Genomic DNA, 15,122 nt, shown 5'->3' with positions numbered 1-15,122 from the left:
TATACGGCCTGCGTTGCTTTACTGCAGCCAACAAAACTGCTCCACGAAGCGTAGGCAGATGATGGAGGCGGCCAGCCGCAGCAGTTCTAGATGAGTGTTGAGCTGCGCGCGGCGATCCCATGTGGATGTTGAGGCTTACGTTGGGAAGGATTGTGTCCAGGTAAAAAACAGGTGGACACGATGGAAGGTGACAAACCCTTTACGTGGCGGCGCTACAGCGCGGCGGGGAAGGCTAGGGTGCTGGCCGAGTGCGACGCGCCGGGCGCATCGGTAGCCAAGGTGGCGATGGCGCACGGCATCAATGCGAATGTCGTGCATCGCTGGCGGCAATTGGCCCGCGAGACGCCCACATCCGAGCCGGTACGCCTGAGTGGATTCGTGCAGCTCGCGTTGCCTGCCCTGAATCCGGCGGTAGTGGCTGGGGAGCTGCGCATCCATCTGTAGCGGGGTGGAATCACCGTCACGGTCACCTAGCCGTTGGAGGCCGCGGCCGAGTCTACTGCCTAGCTGCACGATATCCTGGGGTGATCCGGGTCGATGTTGTGTGGTTGGCCGCGGAGCCGCTGGACATGCGCGCAGGCACCGAGGCCGTGCTGGCGAGGGTCGTCAACGTCTTCGGCGCAGCGCGCTCGCTCCACGCCTACCTGTTCGCCAACTGGCGGGCCAACCGCATGAAGGTGCTGGTGCACGACGGCATCGGCGTGTGGGTGGTCACGCGCCCGCTCAACACTGGGCGCTTCATGTGGCCCCGCGAGGGCAGCGCGACTATGACGCTCAGCCGCTCCCAGCTCGACGCCCTGATGCTGGGGCTGCCCTGGCAGCGCATTGGCGAGGCCGGCGTCATCATGGTGCTGTAGCGCCGCGGGAATCAATTGCCGGATGTGCCGATGGCGGCAAGGCTGCCTCCGGTTTTCGTCGATTGAAAGCGTGCCGGACCCTGGGAGGCTGCTCGACGCCCGGTATGATTGCCAAGTGTGCTCCGAGGTTTGTTGGCCCACCTCCCTTCTGGAGGCGTACGCACGGCCCCTCGCGAGGGACTCCCTCTTGGCAGGCTTTCTCATTTCTTGAGCGCCAGCAGTTCGTTACCCGAAGTAACGCTCGCCTCCTGGAATATCTGCGGTGCGCCAGATTGACTTGGCGCAAGCCTAGAAACGTCTTGGATCCCCGGGAGTCTGGTCAGACCCACATGTAAGTCAGCGTTACACCGTCGCCTCCCTGTTTCCTGAGAATTCGGCTTGGCGGTCGCGCCTCGGCGGCGTTGAGACTGCTTCAACCTTCAGGAAGCCTTTCCATGCCACTTCGTCTCCTTAACGTGCCACAGTCCTCAACGATGCTGGCGTTGCTCAAGAAGATGGTGCCGACATATACCAAGCTCGCTGGAAACCAACTGAGCACCTATGGCACCTTCGCGGTGCCATCGGGAGCAGATCTTCTTGTACACGGCATCTACGATAAGCAGCGCAGAGTGGAGGATGTGACGCGCTACAAAGTTCGCGTGTACTCCAGCGGGCTTGTCACAATCCAGTCGCTGACGGGAGACATCGGCACATTCTGCGACTGCCCCGTCGGATCGCTGGGCCTGCCAAAGATCGTGCTGGTGATTGAGTCGCCTGCGAGAACGGAGTACGACAACCACTTCAATCCGATCGCGCCGGCGCAAGGCGACACCGGAGACAGGATTGAGGAGTGGTTCGAAGAACTCCTTACGGCCCACGACGCCCTGGGTCTGCGTCCCGGAGAGTACGAGCTGGTGATCTGCAACCCCATCCAGTTTCAAGCGTCGATGATATGGATCCACGGGGAGTCCAGCCGCAGCAATCAGGCAGCGAGGCGGCTGCTCATCAAGGCCTGGACCGCCATGTACAGGGACCGAGGCGAGGGAGTCCAGTTCCTCCAGCGGCTCGAGCAATACGAACCGGCCGCCGTCATGCTGGCCTGCAGCACGCCAATGCAGAGCACCGTCATGAGGGATGTGCGCGCCCTAGCTAAGCGAAAAGGCTGGCGCGACCGGGTCGTCAAGTGCAGCGCACATCCGAGCTGCTGGAACGAGAAGCTTAGGATCGAGCGGGTGTTCTAGTTCGTTGGAACATCCCTTCGCGTTGCTCGCGAGCAACCGTGTCGCTCGCAGATCGCTCGCCTGCCCACCGCACTCCCCCGCCCGGTGGTACTCCTTCACCCACTCGCCATGCTCGTAAGGGGTGGACTAAGGGCCAAGCTCCTGGCGTAGTTGGTGATGCGCTTGAGGTCGCAAGGCGACGCCATCGGGAGATGGCACTTCAGCCATCAACTGCTCACTAGCACTGGGCGTGCGCGAGACTCGCATGCTGAGCGGACCTACAGACGGAACGCCGGAGGCGAAAACTCCGGAAGCACCTAGCAGATTTGCCCCCAGATTGCCCCTGAATGAAATCAAGGCCCCGCAGGGCCTTGATTTCATTAGCATTTTTTGGGGTGGCTGATGGGACTCGAACCCACGACAACAGGAATCACAATCCTGGACTCTACCAACTGAGCTACAGCCACCGCAGAAGAGAAAGAAATTATAGACCGGTTTTTGGCACCTTGGGAAGCCCCTCGTGCATTTTTTTCTTACCGCGCCGCATCGGCCCCGGACGGCGCCGACTTGACCTTGACCTCGGTGTCGAAGCGCTTCTTCAGCGCCTCGTAGTAGGCCTCGGCCTCGGCCGCGGCCCAGGCCTGCACGTACTGCGCCTGCATGCCGTCCTTCGCGCCCTCGGGCGTGTCGCGGCCGGCGATGCGGTTGACGCGCACCACAGCGTAGCCCTCGTTGCCGAGATCGACGCCAATCCATGCAGGCAGCGGCTCGGCCGGTGCGCGCAGCGCCGCCTCGATCAGCGGGCGCGGCAGGCCCTGCGACTGCATGCGCGAGACGGCCTGCGGCGCGCCGAGCGCTGCAGCCGCGGCCGGCTCGGCCTTCCATGCCGCGAGGCGCGCCTCGCCTTCCTTGCGCGCGAGGGCGGCCGCCTGGCGGGCGACGAGCAGCTCGCGCACGCGGTCCTTGACCTCCGCCATCGCGATCTTGCGCGCCGGCTGGTGCTTGAGCACGCGGGCGGCGGCGAGCTGGTTCGGCCCGATCTCGATCGCCTCGGTGTTGCGGCGGTTGCGCAGCGTCTCGTCGGAGAACAGCTCCTCGAGGAAGCGGGCGTTGCCGAGCGGGCCGTTCGCGCCCGGCGCCGGCGTGCGGGTCACGCCGCTGGCGGTCTGCAGCGCGAGGCCGAGCTTGTCTGCGGCCGGCTTCAGCGTGTCGGACTGCTCGTAGACCATGTTGGAAAACTGCTCGGCCGCCTCGGTGTAGCGCTGCTGCGCCAGCTGGCGGGTGACCTCCGCGGCGATCTCGTCGCGAACCGCCTCGAAGGGCTTGCTCTCGCCGCCGCGCGCGCCGGTGACTCGGATGATGTGGAAGCCGAAGTCGGTCTCGACGATGCCGCTGGTCTCGCCCGGCTTGAGGCCGAAGGCCGCCTCCTCGAAGGGCTGGACCATCGCGCCGCGGCCGAAGAAGTCGAGATCGCCGCCGTTGGCCGCGGAGCCCGGGTCCTGCGAATGCTTGCGCGCGAGCTCCTCGAACGAACCCGGGTTGCGGCGGATCTCGGCGAGCAGCTCCTCGGCCTTGGCGCGCGCCTTGTCGCGCTCGGCCGCAGGGGCCGAGCGCTCGGCGGCGATCAGGATGTGGCTGGCGCGGCGCTCGGCCGGCGTCGAGAAGCGTGCGGCGTTCTCCTGGTAGTAGCGGCGCAGTTCCTCGTCGCTGACCTTGATCGTCTTGCGCACCGCGTCGAGGTCGAGCACGGCGTATTCGATGTCGGCCTGCTCAGGCGCCTGGAACAGTGCGGCGTTCGCCGGGTCGGCGTAGAACTGCTCGAGCTCGGCCTCGGTCGGGTTGACCTGGGCGCGGAAGTCGCGCGGGTCGAAGCGCGCGACCTGGACCTCGCGCGACTGCAGGAAGGCGTCGAGCGCGATGTCGCCCACCGCCTTGCTCGCGTGCGCGCTGCCGCTCACGCCCTGCATCACCTGGCGCAGCATCAGCTCGCGCCGCATGTTGGCCTCGAAGCCCTGCGGCGTGAGGCCCTGCTGCGCGAGCAGCGCGTTGTAGGCGGCGATGTCGAGCGTGCCGTCGGGGCGGCGCAGCGCCGCGATCTGCGGGATCTCCATCAGCTGCCGCATCAGCCGCTCGTCGGTGACGATGAAGTTCAGCTTCTCGGCGGCGATCGCCATCACCCGGTCGCGCACCAGCGCCTCGAGCGTCTGCTGGCGCATCTCGGGCGTGTCGAGCATCTTGACGTCGACGTTGGGCAGCTGGGCGCGCATGCGCTCAATCTGGGTGCGGTGCGCGTTGTCCCATTCCGCCTGCGTGATCTTCATTCCGCCGACGTTCGCGACCACCGTGCCGCTCTCGTCGAGGTTGCCGTAGCCCTGCACGCCGAGGAACACGAAGGACGGGATGATCAGCAGCAGCAGCACGAAGAACAGGACGCGCGTGTTGTTGCGGACGAAATCAAACATCGGAAGTAGCCTCGAAACTCGTTGGACCGCAGGCAGGTGCCCTCGCGGCAGGCGGGGATGGAAAAAAGGCGAACCCACGGTTCGCCTTTTCCAGTTCGTCTTCCCGGTCGCCGGGCGTTGCCGCCTGGCCGGGAACGGGGACCGGATCCGTCGTCCCGCATTCTAGCCGGACGCTCCGGGGATCCCGGCTGCCTGCACGGCTTCCCGGTGGTGGGTGCTGAGGGGTTCGAACCCCCGACCTACGCCTTGTAAGGGCGCCGCTCTACCAGCTGAGCTAAGCACCCGGGAAATCGATTCAGTTGATGTCGTCCTTCAGCGCCTTGCCGGGACGGAATTTTGGCACCTTTGCGGGTTCGATGGCGATCTCCGCGCCGGTGCGCGGGTTGCGCCCGGTGCGACCCGCACGCTCGCTCACCGCGAAAGTACCGAAGCCTACCAGAGAAACCGAGCCGCCCTTGCGCAGCGTGTGCGTGACGCCGCCGATCATCGCTTCCAGGGCACGCCCTGCCGCCGCCTTGGAGATGTCCGCCTGCTTGGCGATGTGCTCGATCAGTTCCGACTTGTTCACAGAGAGATTCCCCATCAAGGCCTGGCGGCGCCTGCCGGCGACCCTCGCCGCCGGACACTCCTCGACACGGCCGACGGGCGGCCCGTGCCCCCGCTCCGTACCGGGCGGGCTGCGGATTCTATGCGCATTCCGCGGCGGCGTTCATGCGACATGCCCGGCCGCGTCGCGTGAACGCCGCACAGTGCCAAGCAGGTCACGCTGCGCGCACGGGCGCCGGGCGCACCACCAGCCAGACGCCCGCGGCGGCGAGCCCCATGCCGACGAGCGTCGTCGCGGTCAGCGCCTCGCCGAACAGCAGCCACGCGAGCAGCGCCGTGCAGGGCGGCACGAGGTAGAACAGGCTCGTGACCTTGGTGGCCGCGCCGCGCTGGATCAGCAGGTAGAGGAGCGAGCTGCCGCCGAGCGTGAGGCCCACCACCGACCAGGCCAGCGCCCCGAAGAAGTGCGGATGCGGCACGATCGGTTCCGTCTCGAGCAGCAGCGCCAGCGGCGCGCTCACCAGCAGCGCCGCGAGCAGCTGCACGGTGTTGGCGGTGCGCACGTCGCAGGGGCGCACGTGCCGCTTCTGATAGAGCGTGCCGACGGTGATCGACAGCAGCGCCAGCAGCGACAGCGCGAGGTTCAGTGGCGTGACCTCGCCGAGCCCGAGCTTGCGCCCGACCACGAGCGCGAGGCCGAGCAGCCCGCACGCGAGGCCGAGCCACTGCCGGCCGGTCACGCGCGCGCTGCCCTGAGAGGCCACCGCCGTCACCCACACCGCGGTCAGCACCGGCTGCACGCCGACGATCAGCGCCACGGTGCCCGCACCGATGCCGGCCTTGACCGCGGCCCAGACGCCGCCGAGATAGCCCGCGTGCATCAGCACGCCGGTGACGCCGAGGTGCCACCACTGCGCGCGCCCCTGCGGCCACGCGGCGCGCGCGAGCAGGATCCAGACGCCGAAGCAGAGGATCGACAGCGCGTAGCGCCAGGACAGGAAGGTCAGCGGCGGCGCGTAGGGCATGCCATAGCGCGCGACGATGAAGCCGGTGCTCCAGATCAGCACGAACACCCAGGGCATCGCGCGCACCAGCGCGGTTTCGTCGTCGCGGGCCACGCGCCCTTCCACCGCGCTCAAGACACGCGGGCGCGGATCTCGGGCAGCGCCTTGCGGAGGTAGTAGGCCATCGACCAGATCGTCAGCACCACGGCGAGCCAGATCAGCGCGGTGCCCCACAGGCGCGTGTCGACGACGCGGAAGAGCATGCCGTCGTAGAGCAGGAAGGGGATCGCGACCATCTGCACCGTGGTCTTGAGCTTGCCGAGCATGTGCACCGCGACGCTCTTGCGCGCGCCGATCTGCGCCATCCACTCGCGCAGCGCCGAGATCGCGATCTCGCGGCCGATGATGATCAGCGCGACGATCGCGTTGGTTCGGTCGAGCTCGACCAGCACCAGCAGCGAGGCGCAGACGAGGAACTTGTCGGCCACCGGGTCGAGGAAGGCGCCGAAGGACGAGGTCTGGTTGAGCCTGCGCGCGAGCCAGCCGTCGGCCCAGTCGGTGAGCGCGAAGACGATGAACATGACGGTGGCGATCGCGTTGCGCGTCGCGCTGTCCCAGGGCAGGTAGAACACCCCCACGATCAGCGGGATGGCGACGATCCGCGCCCAGGTCAGCAGCGTGGGGAGATTGAAGAACATGGCCGCGATTGTGCCCAAGTTCCCGTGACGCCGGCATGGCGAGCGGTGTGCCGGCGCAGCCCCCGGTGTACCGGCGTGCACTTCCGGCCCCGATTCAGTGCAGCGCGCGGTAGATCTGCTCGGCCAGGTCCTTCGAGATGCCGTCCACCGACGCGAGGTCCTCGACGCTCGCCTCGGCCACGCCGCGCGCGCCGCCGAAGCGCTGCAGCAGCCGCGCGCGCCGCTTCGGCCCGACCCCCGGGATCTCCTCGAGGCGCGAGCCGCCGGTGCGCACGCTGGCGCGCCGCGCGCGCATGCCGGTGATCGCGAAGCGGTGCGCCTCGTCGCGGATCTGCGCGACGAGCATCAGCGCCGCCGAGTCGCGCCCGAGGTAGACCTTGTCGCGCCCGTCGGCGAAGACCAGTTCCTCCAGGCCGACCTTGCGGCCCTCGCCCTTCTCGACCCCGACGATCAGCGACAGGTCGAGCCCGAGCTCCTCGAAGACCTCGCGCGCCATCGACACCTGGCCGCGCCCGCCGTCGACCAGCACCAGCTCCGGCAGCCGCGCCTCGCCGGCGCGCGCGGCCTCGGCGAGCTTGCTGTAGCGGCGCGTCAGCACCTGGCGCATCGCGGCGTAGTCGTCGCCCGGCGTGACGCCCTCGATGTTGTAGCGGCGGTACTCGCTCGGCTGCATCCTGTGGTGGTGGAACACGACGCAGGAGGCCTGCGTCGCCTCGCCCGCCGTGTGGCTGATGTCGAAGCACTCGATGCGGAAGGCGTCGCGGTCCTCGGGCTCCAGCCCCAGCGCGTCGACCAGCGCGCGGGTGCGCGACTGCTGCGAGCCCTCCTCGGCCAGCAGCCGCGCCAGCGCGATCTCGGCGCCCTTGACCGCCATCTCGAGCCAGGCCCGGCCCTGCTCGCGCGGCTGCTGCAGCGCGCTCACGCGCACGCCCGAATGCTGCGACAGCGCGTCGATCAGCCCCTTGTCCACCGGGTGGCTCAGAATCAGCACCGGCGGCACGCTGCTGTCGAGGTAGTGCTGCGCGATGAAGGCCTCGAGCACCTGCACCTCGGGGTCGGCGCGGAACTGCAGCTCCTCCAGCCCCGCGGCGCCGACCGCGGTGCCCTCCTCGACATGGGTGGGGAAGTAGGGCCGGTCGCCGAGGTGGCGCCCGCCCCGCACCATCGCGAGGTTGACGCAGGCGCGCCCGCCCTGCACGCGCACCGCGAGCACGTCGGCGTCGCGGTCGCTGCCGGTGGTCTCCACCGCCTGCTGGTGCAGCACGCGGTTGAGCGCGCCGATCTGGTTGCGCACCTCGGCGGCCTTCTCGAACTCCAGCGCGTCGGCGTGCGCCATCATCTGCGCCTGCAGCGCGTCGATCAGCTCCTGCTGCTCGCCGAGCAGGAAGCGCTCGGCGCTCCTCACGTCGCGCGCGTAGTCCTCCTCGCTGATCAGCCGCACGCAGGGCGCGGTGCAGCGCTTGATCTGGTGCAGCAGGCAGGGCCGCGTGCGGTTGGCGAACACCGTGTCCTCGCAGGTGCGCAGGCGAAACACCTTCTGCAGCAGCTGCATCGACTCCTTCACCGCCCAGGCGTTGGGAAACGGCCCGAAGTAGCGGTGCCGGCGGTCCACCGCGCCGCGGTAGTAGGCCATGCGCGGGTAGTCGTGCGCGGTGATCTGCAGGTAGGGGTAGCTCTTGTCGTCGCGGAAGAGGATGTTGTACTTCGGGTTCAGCGCCTTGATCAGGTTGTTCTCGAGCAGCAGCGCCTCCGCCTCGGAGCGCACCACCGTCGTCTCCATGCGCGCGATCTTGCCGACCATGTGGCCGATGCGCGTGCCGCCGTGGTTCTTCTGGAAGTAGCTCGAGACGCGCCGCTTCAGGTTGTTCGCCTTGCCAACGTAGAGCACCTTGTCGTCGGCGTCGAAGTAGCGGTAGACGCCGGGCAGCCCCGGCAGCGCCGCGACCTCGGCGAGCAGCCGCTCGCGTGCGGGATCGGCGGCCGGCGGGGATTCGGTCGACGGGGCCGGGGTCGGATCGTGTTCGCTCATGCACCGGGATTGTGCCGAGGCCGAGGCGCGAAGGGGTTTGGCGTCACCGGCAAAAGGCGTTTCGCGTCCGCGGCACGCGTCTGCCCCGACAATCCGGCGCATGCAGTGGGACATCTTCTGTCGCGTGATCGACAACTTCGGGGACCTCGGCGTGTGCTGGCGGCTGGCGGCCGACCTGGGCGGCCGCGGCGAGTCGGTGCGGCTGTGGGTCGACGAGCCGTCGATGCTGGCGTGGATGGCGCCGCAGGGCGCGCCGGGCGTCGAGCTGCGACGCTGGGACGAGGCCGAAGCCGCCACAGACGCGCCGGGCGACGTGGTGGTCGAGGCCTTCGCCTGCGACCCGCCGGCCGGCTTCGTCGCGCGCATGGCCGCGGCGCCGCGGCCGCCGGTCTGGATCAACCTCGAGTACCTCAGCGCGGAGGACTGGGTCGAGCGCGTGCACGGCCTGCCCTCGCCGCAGCTCTCCGGGCCCGGCAAGGGGCTCGTCAAGCACTTCTTCCACCCCGGCTTCACGGCCGCTACCGGCGGGCTGCTGCGCGAGCCCGGGCTGATCGAGGCGCGCGCGGCCTTCGACGCGCCGGCCTGGCTCGCGTCGCGCGGCCTGCGCTGGGAGCCCGACGAGCGCCGCGTGAGCCTGTTCTGCTACGACAACCCGGCGCTGCCCGCACTGCTCGACTCGCTGCAGGACGCGCCGACGCGGCTCTTCGCCGCGACCGGCCATCCGGCCCGGCAGCTCGGCGAGCTGCTCGGCGTCCCCGCCCGCCCGGGCGACAGCGCGCGCCGGGGCATGGTGACGGTGGATTTCCTGCCGCCGCTGCCGCAGCCCGACTACGACCGGCTGCTGTGGTCCTGCGAGCTGAACTTCGTGCGCGGCGAGGATTCCTTCGTGCGCGCGCAGTGGGCAGGCGCGCCCTTCGTCTGGCAGATCTATCCGCAGGACGACGGCGTGCATGCCGTGAAGCTCGACGCCTTCCTCGAGCGGCACCTCGACGGCGCCCCGCCCGTGCTCGCCTCGGCGGTGCGCACGCTGTGGCACCGCTGGAACGGACTGGCCGAGCCGAGCGGTCCGCTGCACTGGCCGCAGCGGCTGGACTGGACCCTGCACTGCCACCGCTGGCGCGATCAACTTGCCGAACGTGCGGACTTGTGCAGCCAGTTGCTCGGCTTCGTGCGCGCCAAGGGGTAAAATGGCGGGCTTTGCGCGCGGGACCTCGTCCCGGCGAGACTGGCTCAGGGCATTCTTGCGAGCGCGCGTTCTCCACAAGACGGAATCGTTTCACTCATGAAAATCGCTCAGGAAATCCGCGCCGGCAACGTGATCATGCAGGGCAAGGACCCGATGGTCGTGCTGAAGACCGAATACAGCCGCGGCGGCCGCAACGCAGCCACCGTGCGCATGAAGCTCAAGAGCCTGCTGAACAACTCCGGCACCGAAGTCGTCTTCAAGGCCGACGACAAGATGGACCAGATCATCCTCGACAAGAAGGAGTGCACCTACTCCTACTTCGCCGACCCGATGTACGTGTTCATGGACACCGAGTACAACCAGTTCGAGGTCGAGGCCGAGAACATGGGCGACGCGATCAACTACCTGGAAGACGGCATGCAGGTCGAGGTCGTGTTCTACGACGGCAAGGCGATCTCGGTGGAAATGCCGACCTCGGTCGTGCGCGAGATCACCTGGACCGAGCCGGCCGTCAAGGGCGACACCTCGGGCAAGGTGCTCAAGCCCGCCAAGATCTCCACCGGCTTCGAGATCCCGGTGCCGATCTTCGTCGCCCAGGGCGACAAGGTCGAGATCGACACCCGCACGCACGAGTACCGCAAGCGCGTCTGAGCCTTTTCAGCCGCACCGGACAAAGGCACCCGCGGGTGCCTTTTTCTTTGCCGCGACCGCCCCGTCCCGGCGCCTGCCTACCATTGCCGCATGGCCTTCGACTTCGACGCCGCCGTCACCGCGCCCTTCCGGATGCAGCCCGGCCTGCGCCGGATGGCCGAGGGCGCGCGCGCGCTCGTGCCGCTGCACTTCGGCAGCCCGGTGCTCGCGGCCAAGCTCGCGGTGCTGGAGCGGCATGCCGGCGACGCGCTGCTGTGCGCACCGGGCTTCGACGCGGCGCCGGCCGTCGGCGCGCTGGCACGGGAGGCCGAGCGGCAGGCGCCGGGCGCGCTGGCCGGGGATGAGGGCGAACTGCGCGCGCTCGGCTGGCGGCTCGACCGCGAGGACCGCGTCCACCCCGACGCTTGCGCCGGCCCGATCCCCGATGCCGGCGAGCACGCGCGCATCGGCGCGCTGCTGCGCGCACTGCCCGCGCCGCTGCGCCGCCTCGCGCTGCCGAGCCTCGCGCTGCACGAGGACTTCGCGGTCGTCGACGGCGCGCGCGCCACCCTGCCCTGCCTCGCGGTCTGCCTGCCCTCGCACTGGGACCCGGCGGAGAAGCTCGGCCGCCGCTTCGCCGAGGTGCATGCGCCGGTGGCCGACAACCGGCTGCTGCTGGCCGCCGGCGAGCACCTGATGCGGCTCGTCTGCGGGCCGCAGCGCTGGGAGCGCTTCGTCTGGAACGTCACGACGCTGGCCGCGCTCGACGCCCATCCGCGGCGCCAGCGGCGGCCGCACTGGACGGACGATCCGGACCCGCAGGCCGTGGCCGCGCAGGCCTTCTTCCGCACCGAGCACCAGACCTTCCTCCCGCTGCCCGGGCGGCAGCAGGCGCTGTTCATGATCCACGTCGAGGTGCGCCCGCTGCGCGACGCGCTGCAGTCGCCCGCGCGCGCCGCCGCGCTGCGCGATGCGCTCGCGACGATGAGCGACGCCGTGCTCGCCTACCGCGGCCTCGCACCCGTGCGCGACCGCCTGCTCGCCTGGCTCGACGTCCGATCCCGCCCATGACCGCCCCCATCGTTCCCGCCCGCCTCGACTTCGAGGCCGACGGCGTGCCCTGCGTGCCGGAGTCCGGCGACGTCCACCCCCCCGCGGCCGGCGCGCTGGCGCAGGCGCAGCACGTCTTCCTCGGAGGCAACGGCCTGCCCTCGCGCTGGCAGGGACGCGAGCGCTTCACGGTGCTCGAGGCGGGCTTCGGCCTCGGCCACAACTTCCTCGCCACCTGGCGCGCATGGCGCGACGACCCCCGGCGGCCCAGGCGGCTGCACTTCGTCTCGATCGAGAAGCACCCGCTGCGCCGCGAGGACCTGGCGCGGGCGCACGAGGGCAGCGCGGTGCCCGAGCTCGCCGCGCGGCTCGTCGCGCAATGGCCGGCGCTCACCCCCAACCTGCACGAGCTGAGCTTCGACGATGGGCGCGTGCGGCTGCTGCTCGCCTTCGGCGACGTCGCGGCGCTGCTGCCCGAGCTCGTGGTGCAGGCCGATGCCTTCTACCTCGACGGCTTCGCGCCCACGGAGAACCCGCAGACGTCGGCCGCCCCGGTGCTGAAAAGCCTCGGCCGCCTTGCCGCGCCGGGCGCCACCGCAGCCACCCCGAGCGCCGCGAGCGCGCTGCGCGAGGGCCTCGCCGCCGCCGGCTTCGAAGTCGAGACCCAGCCCGGCTTTGCCGACAAGCGCGAGATGACGGTGGCGCGCTTCGCACCGCGCTTCACGCCGCCGCTGCCCTGGCTGCCATCCGGGGTGCCGGCGGCAGGCGCGGCGCCGGGCAGCGAGGTCGTGATCGTCGGCGGCGGCCTCGCCGGCTGTGCCGCGGCGCATGCGCTGTCGCGCCAGGGTCTGCGCTGCACCGTGCTCGACCGCCGTGACGCGCCGGCGCAGGAGACCTCCGGCAATGCCGGCGGCCTGTTCCACGGCATCGTCAACGCGCACGACGGCGCGCATGCGCGTTTCCACCGCGCCGCGGCGCTGCACGCCGAGCGGCTGCTGCGGGAGCTGCGCGCGCGCCATCCCATCGCCGGCGGCTTCGACGGCCTGCTGCGGCTCGACACGGAGCCCGCCGACGCGATGCAGCGCACGCTCGACGCGCTCGGGCTGCCACCCGACTACGTGCGCGCGCTCGGGCCCGGCGAGGCGAGCGCGCTCGCCGGCCTGCCGCTCGCGTCGTCCGCCTGGTTCTATCCGGGCGGCGGCTGGCTGCGGCCCGGCGACTATGCGCGCGCGCTGCTCGCCGAAGGCGGCGAGGCAGTGCGCTGGCGCGGCAGCGTGGAAGTCGATGCGCTGCGAGAGGGCGCGGACGGCTGGGAGCTGCTCGACGCGCAGGGCGGGCTGCTCGCGCGCGCGCCGCGCGTCGTGCTTGCCAACGCGCACGACGCGGCGCGGCTGCTGCAGCCGAAGCACTGGCCGGTGGGTATCGTGCGCGGCCAGACGACGCGGCTGCCGGCCGACACGCCGGGGCTGCGCGCGCCGCTGCGGGCGCTGGCGGGCGCCGGCTACCTGCTGCCGGCGCACGAGGGCGAGGTGCTGTGCGGCGCGACCTCGCAGTCGCGCGACCGCGACCCGTCGGTGCGCGAGGCGGACCACGCGCACAACCTCGCGCAGCTTGCGCGGCTCAGCGGCGCCACGGTCGCCCCTTCCCCGGAAGTGCTGCGCGGGCGGGTCGGCTGGCGCAGCGTCGCCGACGACCGGCTGCCGGTGATCGGTCCGGTGCCCGACGAGGTGGCGCTCGCGTCGGTGGCGCGGCTGGAGCAGCCGCGCTTCGTGCCGCGCCGCCCCGGCCTCTTCGTCTACACCGCGCTCGCGTCGCGCGGCATCACCTGGGCCGCGCTCGGCGCCGAGGTGCTCGCGTCGTGGGTCGCCGCCAGCCCCTGCCCGATCGAGCTGAGCCTGCGCAACGCGCTCGACCCGGCGCGCTTCGTCAGCCGCGCGGTGCGGCACGCGCAGCGACCCGGCCGGGCTGCCGCGCCGGGCTGAGCCTCAGGCCGGCTCCTCGTCGGCGACGTCGAGCAGCGCCTCCGCCGGCAGCAGCGCCTGCACCTGCGCCTCGGGCAGCGCCTCGACCGCGCGCAGCTTGCGGTTCATCGCGCGCGTGCGCACCTCGGCGCTGTCGATCACCTTGCTCGCCTCGTCGAGCTTCTTCTTGGTCTTGGCCAGCACCTCGCCGAACTTGCCGAACTCGGTCTTCACCGCGGCGAGCACCTCCCAGACCTCGGCCGAGCGCTTTTCGAGCGCGAAGGTGCGGAAGCCCATCTGCAGGCTCGACAGCGTCGCGAGCAGCGTGGTCGGGCCGGCGAGCGTGACGCGCCACTCGCGCTGCAGGCTCTCGACCAGCCCGGGGCGACGCAGCGCCTCGGCGTACAGGCCCTCCGTCGGCACGAACAGGATCGCGAACTCGGTGGTGTGCGGCGGCGCGAGGTACTTCTCGCGGATCGTGCGCGCCTCCAGCCGCAGCCGCGCCTCGATCGCCTTCGCGGCCGCCTCGACCGCCGCCGGGTCGGCGCGGTCCTGCGCCTCGAGCAGGCGCTCGTAGTCCTCGCGCGGGAACTTGGCGTCGATCGGCAGCCACAGCGGCACGCCGTCGTCGCGCCGGCCGGGCAGCCGGATCGCGAACTCGACCCGCGCGCCGCTGCCCGGCACCGTCTCGACGTTGAGCGCGTACTGCTCGGGCGTGAAGACCTGCTCCAGCAGGCCGGCGAGCTGGACCTCGCCGAAGATGCCGCGCGACTTCACGTTGGTCAGCACGCGGTGCAGCGAGCCGACGTCGCGCGCGAGGGTCTGCATCTCCCCGAGGCCGCGGTGCACCTGCTCGAGCCGCTCGGCGACCTGCCGGAAGCTCTCGCCGAGGCGCTGCTCGAGCGTCGCGTGCAGCTTCTCGTCGACGGTGGCGCGCATCTGCTCGAGCTTGCGCTCGTTGTCGGCGGCGAGCTGCGCGAGCTTGTGCTCGACGGTGGCCCGCACCTCGCCGAGCCGGCGCTCGTTGGCGTCGGACAGCTCGCGCAGCTGCGCCGCCTGCGCCTCCGAGAAACGGCGCAGCGCGGCGTCCTGCGCGTCGCGCGCCGACTGGGCCTGCGCGGCGAGCGCCTGCGTGGACTGCTGCAGGCTGTCGGCCACCGCCTGCTGCATCGCGGCGAGCTGCGCGCGGAAGGCGTCGAGCTGGCCATTGTGCGTGCGCGCCGCATTGCCCTGCTGCGCGATCAGCGCCTGCTGGAACAGGTTCAGCGCCTGCGCCAGCTCCTGGCGCGTGCCCTGCGCGCTGCGGTCCACGTCGGCGCGCAGCGCGCGCTCCACCCGCTCGGCACCGCCCTGCACCTGCCGCGCGAGCGCGGCGTCGAGTTGAGCGAGCGCGTCGGCGGCGAGGCCGCCCTGCCGCTGCCGCGACAGCAGCCACAGCAGGCCGAGCAGGTTCGCGGCGCCGAGCGCCAGCAAGATCCAGAAGGTCCAGTCCATGCGGCG

The 15,122-nt window shown here is 70.6% G+C and carries 13 protein-coding genes and 2 tRNA genes; 7 read left to right on the top strand and 8 right to left on the bottom strand.

Annotated elements, in window-relative coordinates:
* Positions 1-180 precede the first annotated feature (180 nt).
* The 3 genes from D3A59_RS18810 to D3A59_RS18800 all read left to right on the top strand — a co-directional run bounded on the left by D3A59_RS18810 (position 181) and on the right by D3A59_RS18800 (position 2,077).
* Positions 181-444: a transposase gene (locus D3A59_RS18810; RefSeq protein WP_119156863.1), complete on the top strand. Its 264-nt coding sequence runs from the start codon at positions 181-183 to the stop codon at positions 442-444.
* An 80-nt stretch (positions 445-524) separates the two neighbouring features.
* Positions 525-857, top strand: coding sequence for an IS66 family insertion sequence element accessory protein TnpB (tnpB, locus tag D3A59_RS18805; protein ID WP_336470424.1), 333 nt, complete (start codon positions 525-527; stop codon positions 855-857).
* A gap of 434 nt (positions 858-1,291) precedes the next feature.
* Positions 1,292-2,077: a hypothetical protein gene (locus D3A59_RS18800; protein WP_119156862.1), complete on the top strand. Its 786-nt coding sequence runs from the start codon at positions 1,292-1,294 to the stop codon at positions 2,075-2,077.
* Between the two features lie 370 nt (positions 2,078-2,447).
* Here the strand turns inward: D3A59_RS18800 and D3A59_RS18795 are convergent.
* From D3A59_RS18795 to uvrC, 7 genes are all read right to left on the bottom strand, one after another.
* Positions 2,448-2,523 (bottom strand) — tRNA-His (locus D3A59_RS18795).
* A 66-nt stretch (positions 2,524-2,589) separates the two neighbouring features.
* Entirely contained in the window at positions 2,590-4,518 is a 1,929-nt protein-coding gene (locus D3A59_RS18790; protein ID WP_119156861.1) for a SurA N-terminal domain-containing protein, read from the bottom strand.
* 208 nt (positions 4,519-4,726) lie between these two features.
* Positions 4,727-4,802: transfer RNA gene (locus D3A59_RS18785), tRNA-Val, on the bottom strand.
* A gap of 11 nt (positions 4,803-4,813) precedes the next feature.
* On the bottom strand, positions 4,814-5,086 hold the full coding sequence (locus tag D3A59_RS18780; RefSeq protein WP_119156860.1) for an HU family DNA-binding protein: 273 nt from the start codon (positions 5,084-5,086) through the stop codon (positions 4,814-4,816).
* A 193-nt stretch (positions 5,087-5,279) separates the two neighbouring features.
* Complete coding sequence (locus D3A59_RS18775) at positions 5,280-6,146, bottom strand: DMT family transporter (RefSeq protein ID WP_119156883.1); 867 nt, start codon at positions 6,144-6,146, stop codon at positions 5,280-5,282.
* Between the two features lie 53 nt (positions 6,147-6,199).
* Complete coding sequence (gene pgsA, locus D3A59_RS18770) at positions 6,200-6,766, bottom strand: CDP-diacylglycerol--glycerol-3-phosphate 3-phosphatidyltransferase (RefSeq protein WP_119156859.1); 567 nt, start codon at positions 6,764-6,766, stop codon at positions 6,200-6,202.
* Between the two features lie 94 nt (positions 6,767-6,860).
* A complete protein-coding gene (gene uvrC, locus D3A59_RS18765) occupies positions 6,861-8,795 on the bottom strand; it encodes an excinuclease ABC subunit UvrC (RefSeq protein ID WP_119156858.1) in 1,935 nt (644 codons plus the stop codon).
* Between the two features lie 100 nt (positions 8,796-8,895).
* On the opposite strand from uvrC, the gene earP reads away from it, so the two are divergent.
* The 4 genes from earP to mnmC all read left to right on the top strand — a co-directional run bounded on the left by earP (position 8,896) and on the right by mnmC (position 13,643).
* Positions 8,896-9,981 (top strand): elongation factor P maturation arginine rhamnosyltransferase EarP, encoded by a 1,086-nt coding sequence (earP, locus tag D3A59_RS18760; protein WP_205665228.1) that lies wholly within the window; start codon positions 8,896-8,898, stop codon positions 9,979-9,981.
* 96 nt (positions 9,982-10,077) lie between these two features.
* Positions 10,078-10,632 (top strand): elongation factor P, encoded by a 555-nt coding sequence (gene efp, locus D3A59_RS18755; RefSeq protein ID WP_119156857.1) that lies wholly within the window; start codon positions 10,078-10,080, stop codon positions 10,630-10,632.
* Between the two features lie 90 nt (positions 10,633-10,722).
* Positions 10,723-11,682, top strand: coding sequence for a heme-dependent oxidative N-demethylase subunit alpha family protein (locus D3A59_RS18750; protein WP_119156856.1), 960 nt, complete (start codon positions 10,723-10,725; stop codon positions 11,680-11,682).
* On the top strand, positions 11,679-13,643 hold the full coding sequence (gene mnmC / locus D3A59_RS18745; protein ID WP_119156855.1) for a bifunctional tRNA (5-methylaminomethyl-2-thiouridine)(34)-methyltransferase MnmC2/FAD-dependent 5-carboxymethylaminomethyl-2-thiouridine(34) oxidoreductase MnmC1: 1,965 nt from the start codon (positions 11,679-11,681) through the stop codon (positions 13,641-13,643). The genes D3A59_RS18750 and mnmC overlap by 4 nt, the downstream gene beginning before the upstream one ends.
* A gap of 3 nt (positions 13,644-13,646) precedes the next feature.
* On the opposite strand, the gene D3A59_RS18740 is transcribed toward mnmC, so the two are convergent.
* Positions 13,647-15,116: a DNA recombination protein RmuC gene (locus D3A59_RS18740; RefSeq protein ID WP_119156854.1), complete on the bottom strand. Its 1,470-nt coding sequence runs from the start codon at positions 15,114-15,116 to the stop codon at positions 13,647-13,649.
* Between the last annotated feature and the right edge of the window lie 6 nt (positions 15,117-15,122).

The sequence above is a fragment of the Caldimonas tepidiphila genome (genome assembly GCF_003569765.1).
Taxonomy (GTDB): domain Bacteria; phylum Pseudomonadota; class Gammaproteobacteria; order Burkholderiales; family Burkholderiaceae_C; genus Caldimonas; species Caldimonas tepidiphila.
This window is presented reverse-complemented; position numbering and strand designations above follow the sequence as displayed.

Excerpts from the sequence above, each read along its gene's own strand:
- D3A59_RS18810 (WP_119156863.1), top strand. The coding sequence starts at position 181 with ATGGAAGGTGACAAACCCTTTACGTGGCGGCGCTACAGCGCGGCGGGG.
- D3A59_RS18800 (WP_119156862.1), top strand. The coding sequence starts at position 1,292 with ATGCCACTTCGTCTCCTTAACGTGCCACAGTCCTCAACGATGCTGGCG.
- D3A59_RS18790 (WP_119156861.1), bottom strand. The coding sequence starts at position 4,518 with ATGTTTGATTTCGTCCGCAACAACACGCGCGTCCTGTTCTTCGTGCTG.
- D3A59_RS18775 (WP_119156883.1), bottom strand. The coding sequence starts at position 6,146 with ATGCCCTGGGTGTTCGTGCTGATCTGGAGCACCGGCTTCATCGTCGCG.
- pgsA (WP_119156859.1), bottom strand. The coding sequence starts at position 6,766 with ATGTTCTTCAATCTCCCCACGCTGCTGACCTGGGCGCGGATCGTCGCC.
- uvrC (WP_119156858.1), bottom strand. The coding sequence starts at position 8,795 with ATGAGCGAACACGATCCGACCCCGGCCCCGTCGACCGAATCCCCGCCG.
- earP (WP_205665228.1), top strand. The coding sequence starts at position 8,896 with ATGCAGTGGGACATCTTCTGTCGCGTGATCGACAACTTCGGGGACCTC.
- efp (WP_119156857.1), top strand. The coding sequence starts at position 10,078 with ATGAAAATCGCTCAGGAAATCCGCGCCGGCAACGTGATCATGCAGGGC.
- D3A59_RS18750 (WP_119156856.1), top strand. The coding sequence starts at position 10,723 with ATGGCCTTCGACTTCGACGCCGCCGTCACCGCGCCCTTCCGGATGCAG.
- mnmC (WP_119156855.1), top strand. The coding sequence starts at position 11,679 with ATGACCGCCCCCATCGTTCCCGCCCGCCTCGACTTCGAGGCCGACGGC.
- D3A59_RS18740 (WP_119156854.1), bottom strand. The coding sequence starts at position 15,116 with ATGGACTGGACCTTCTGGATCTTGCTGGCGCTCGGCGCCGCGAACCTG.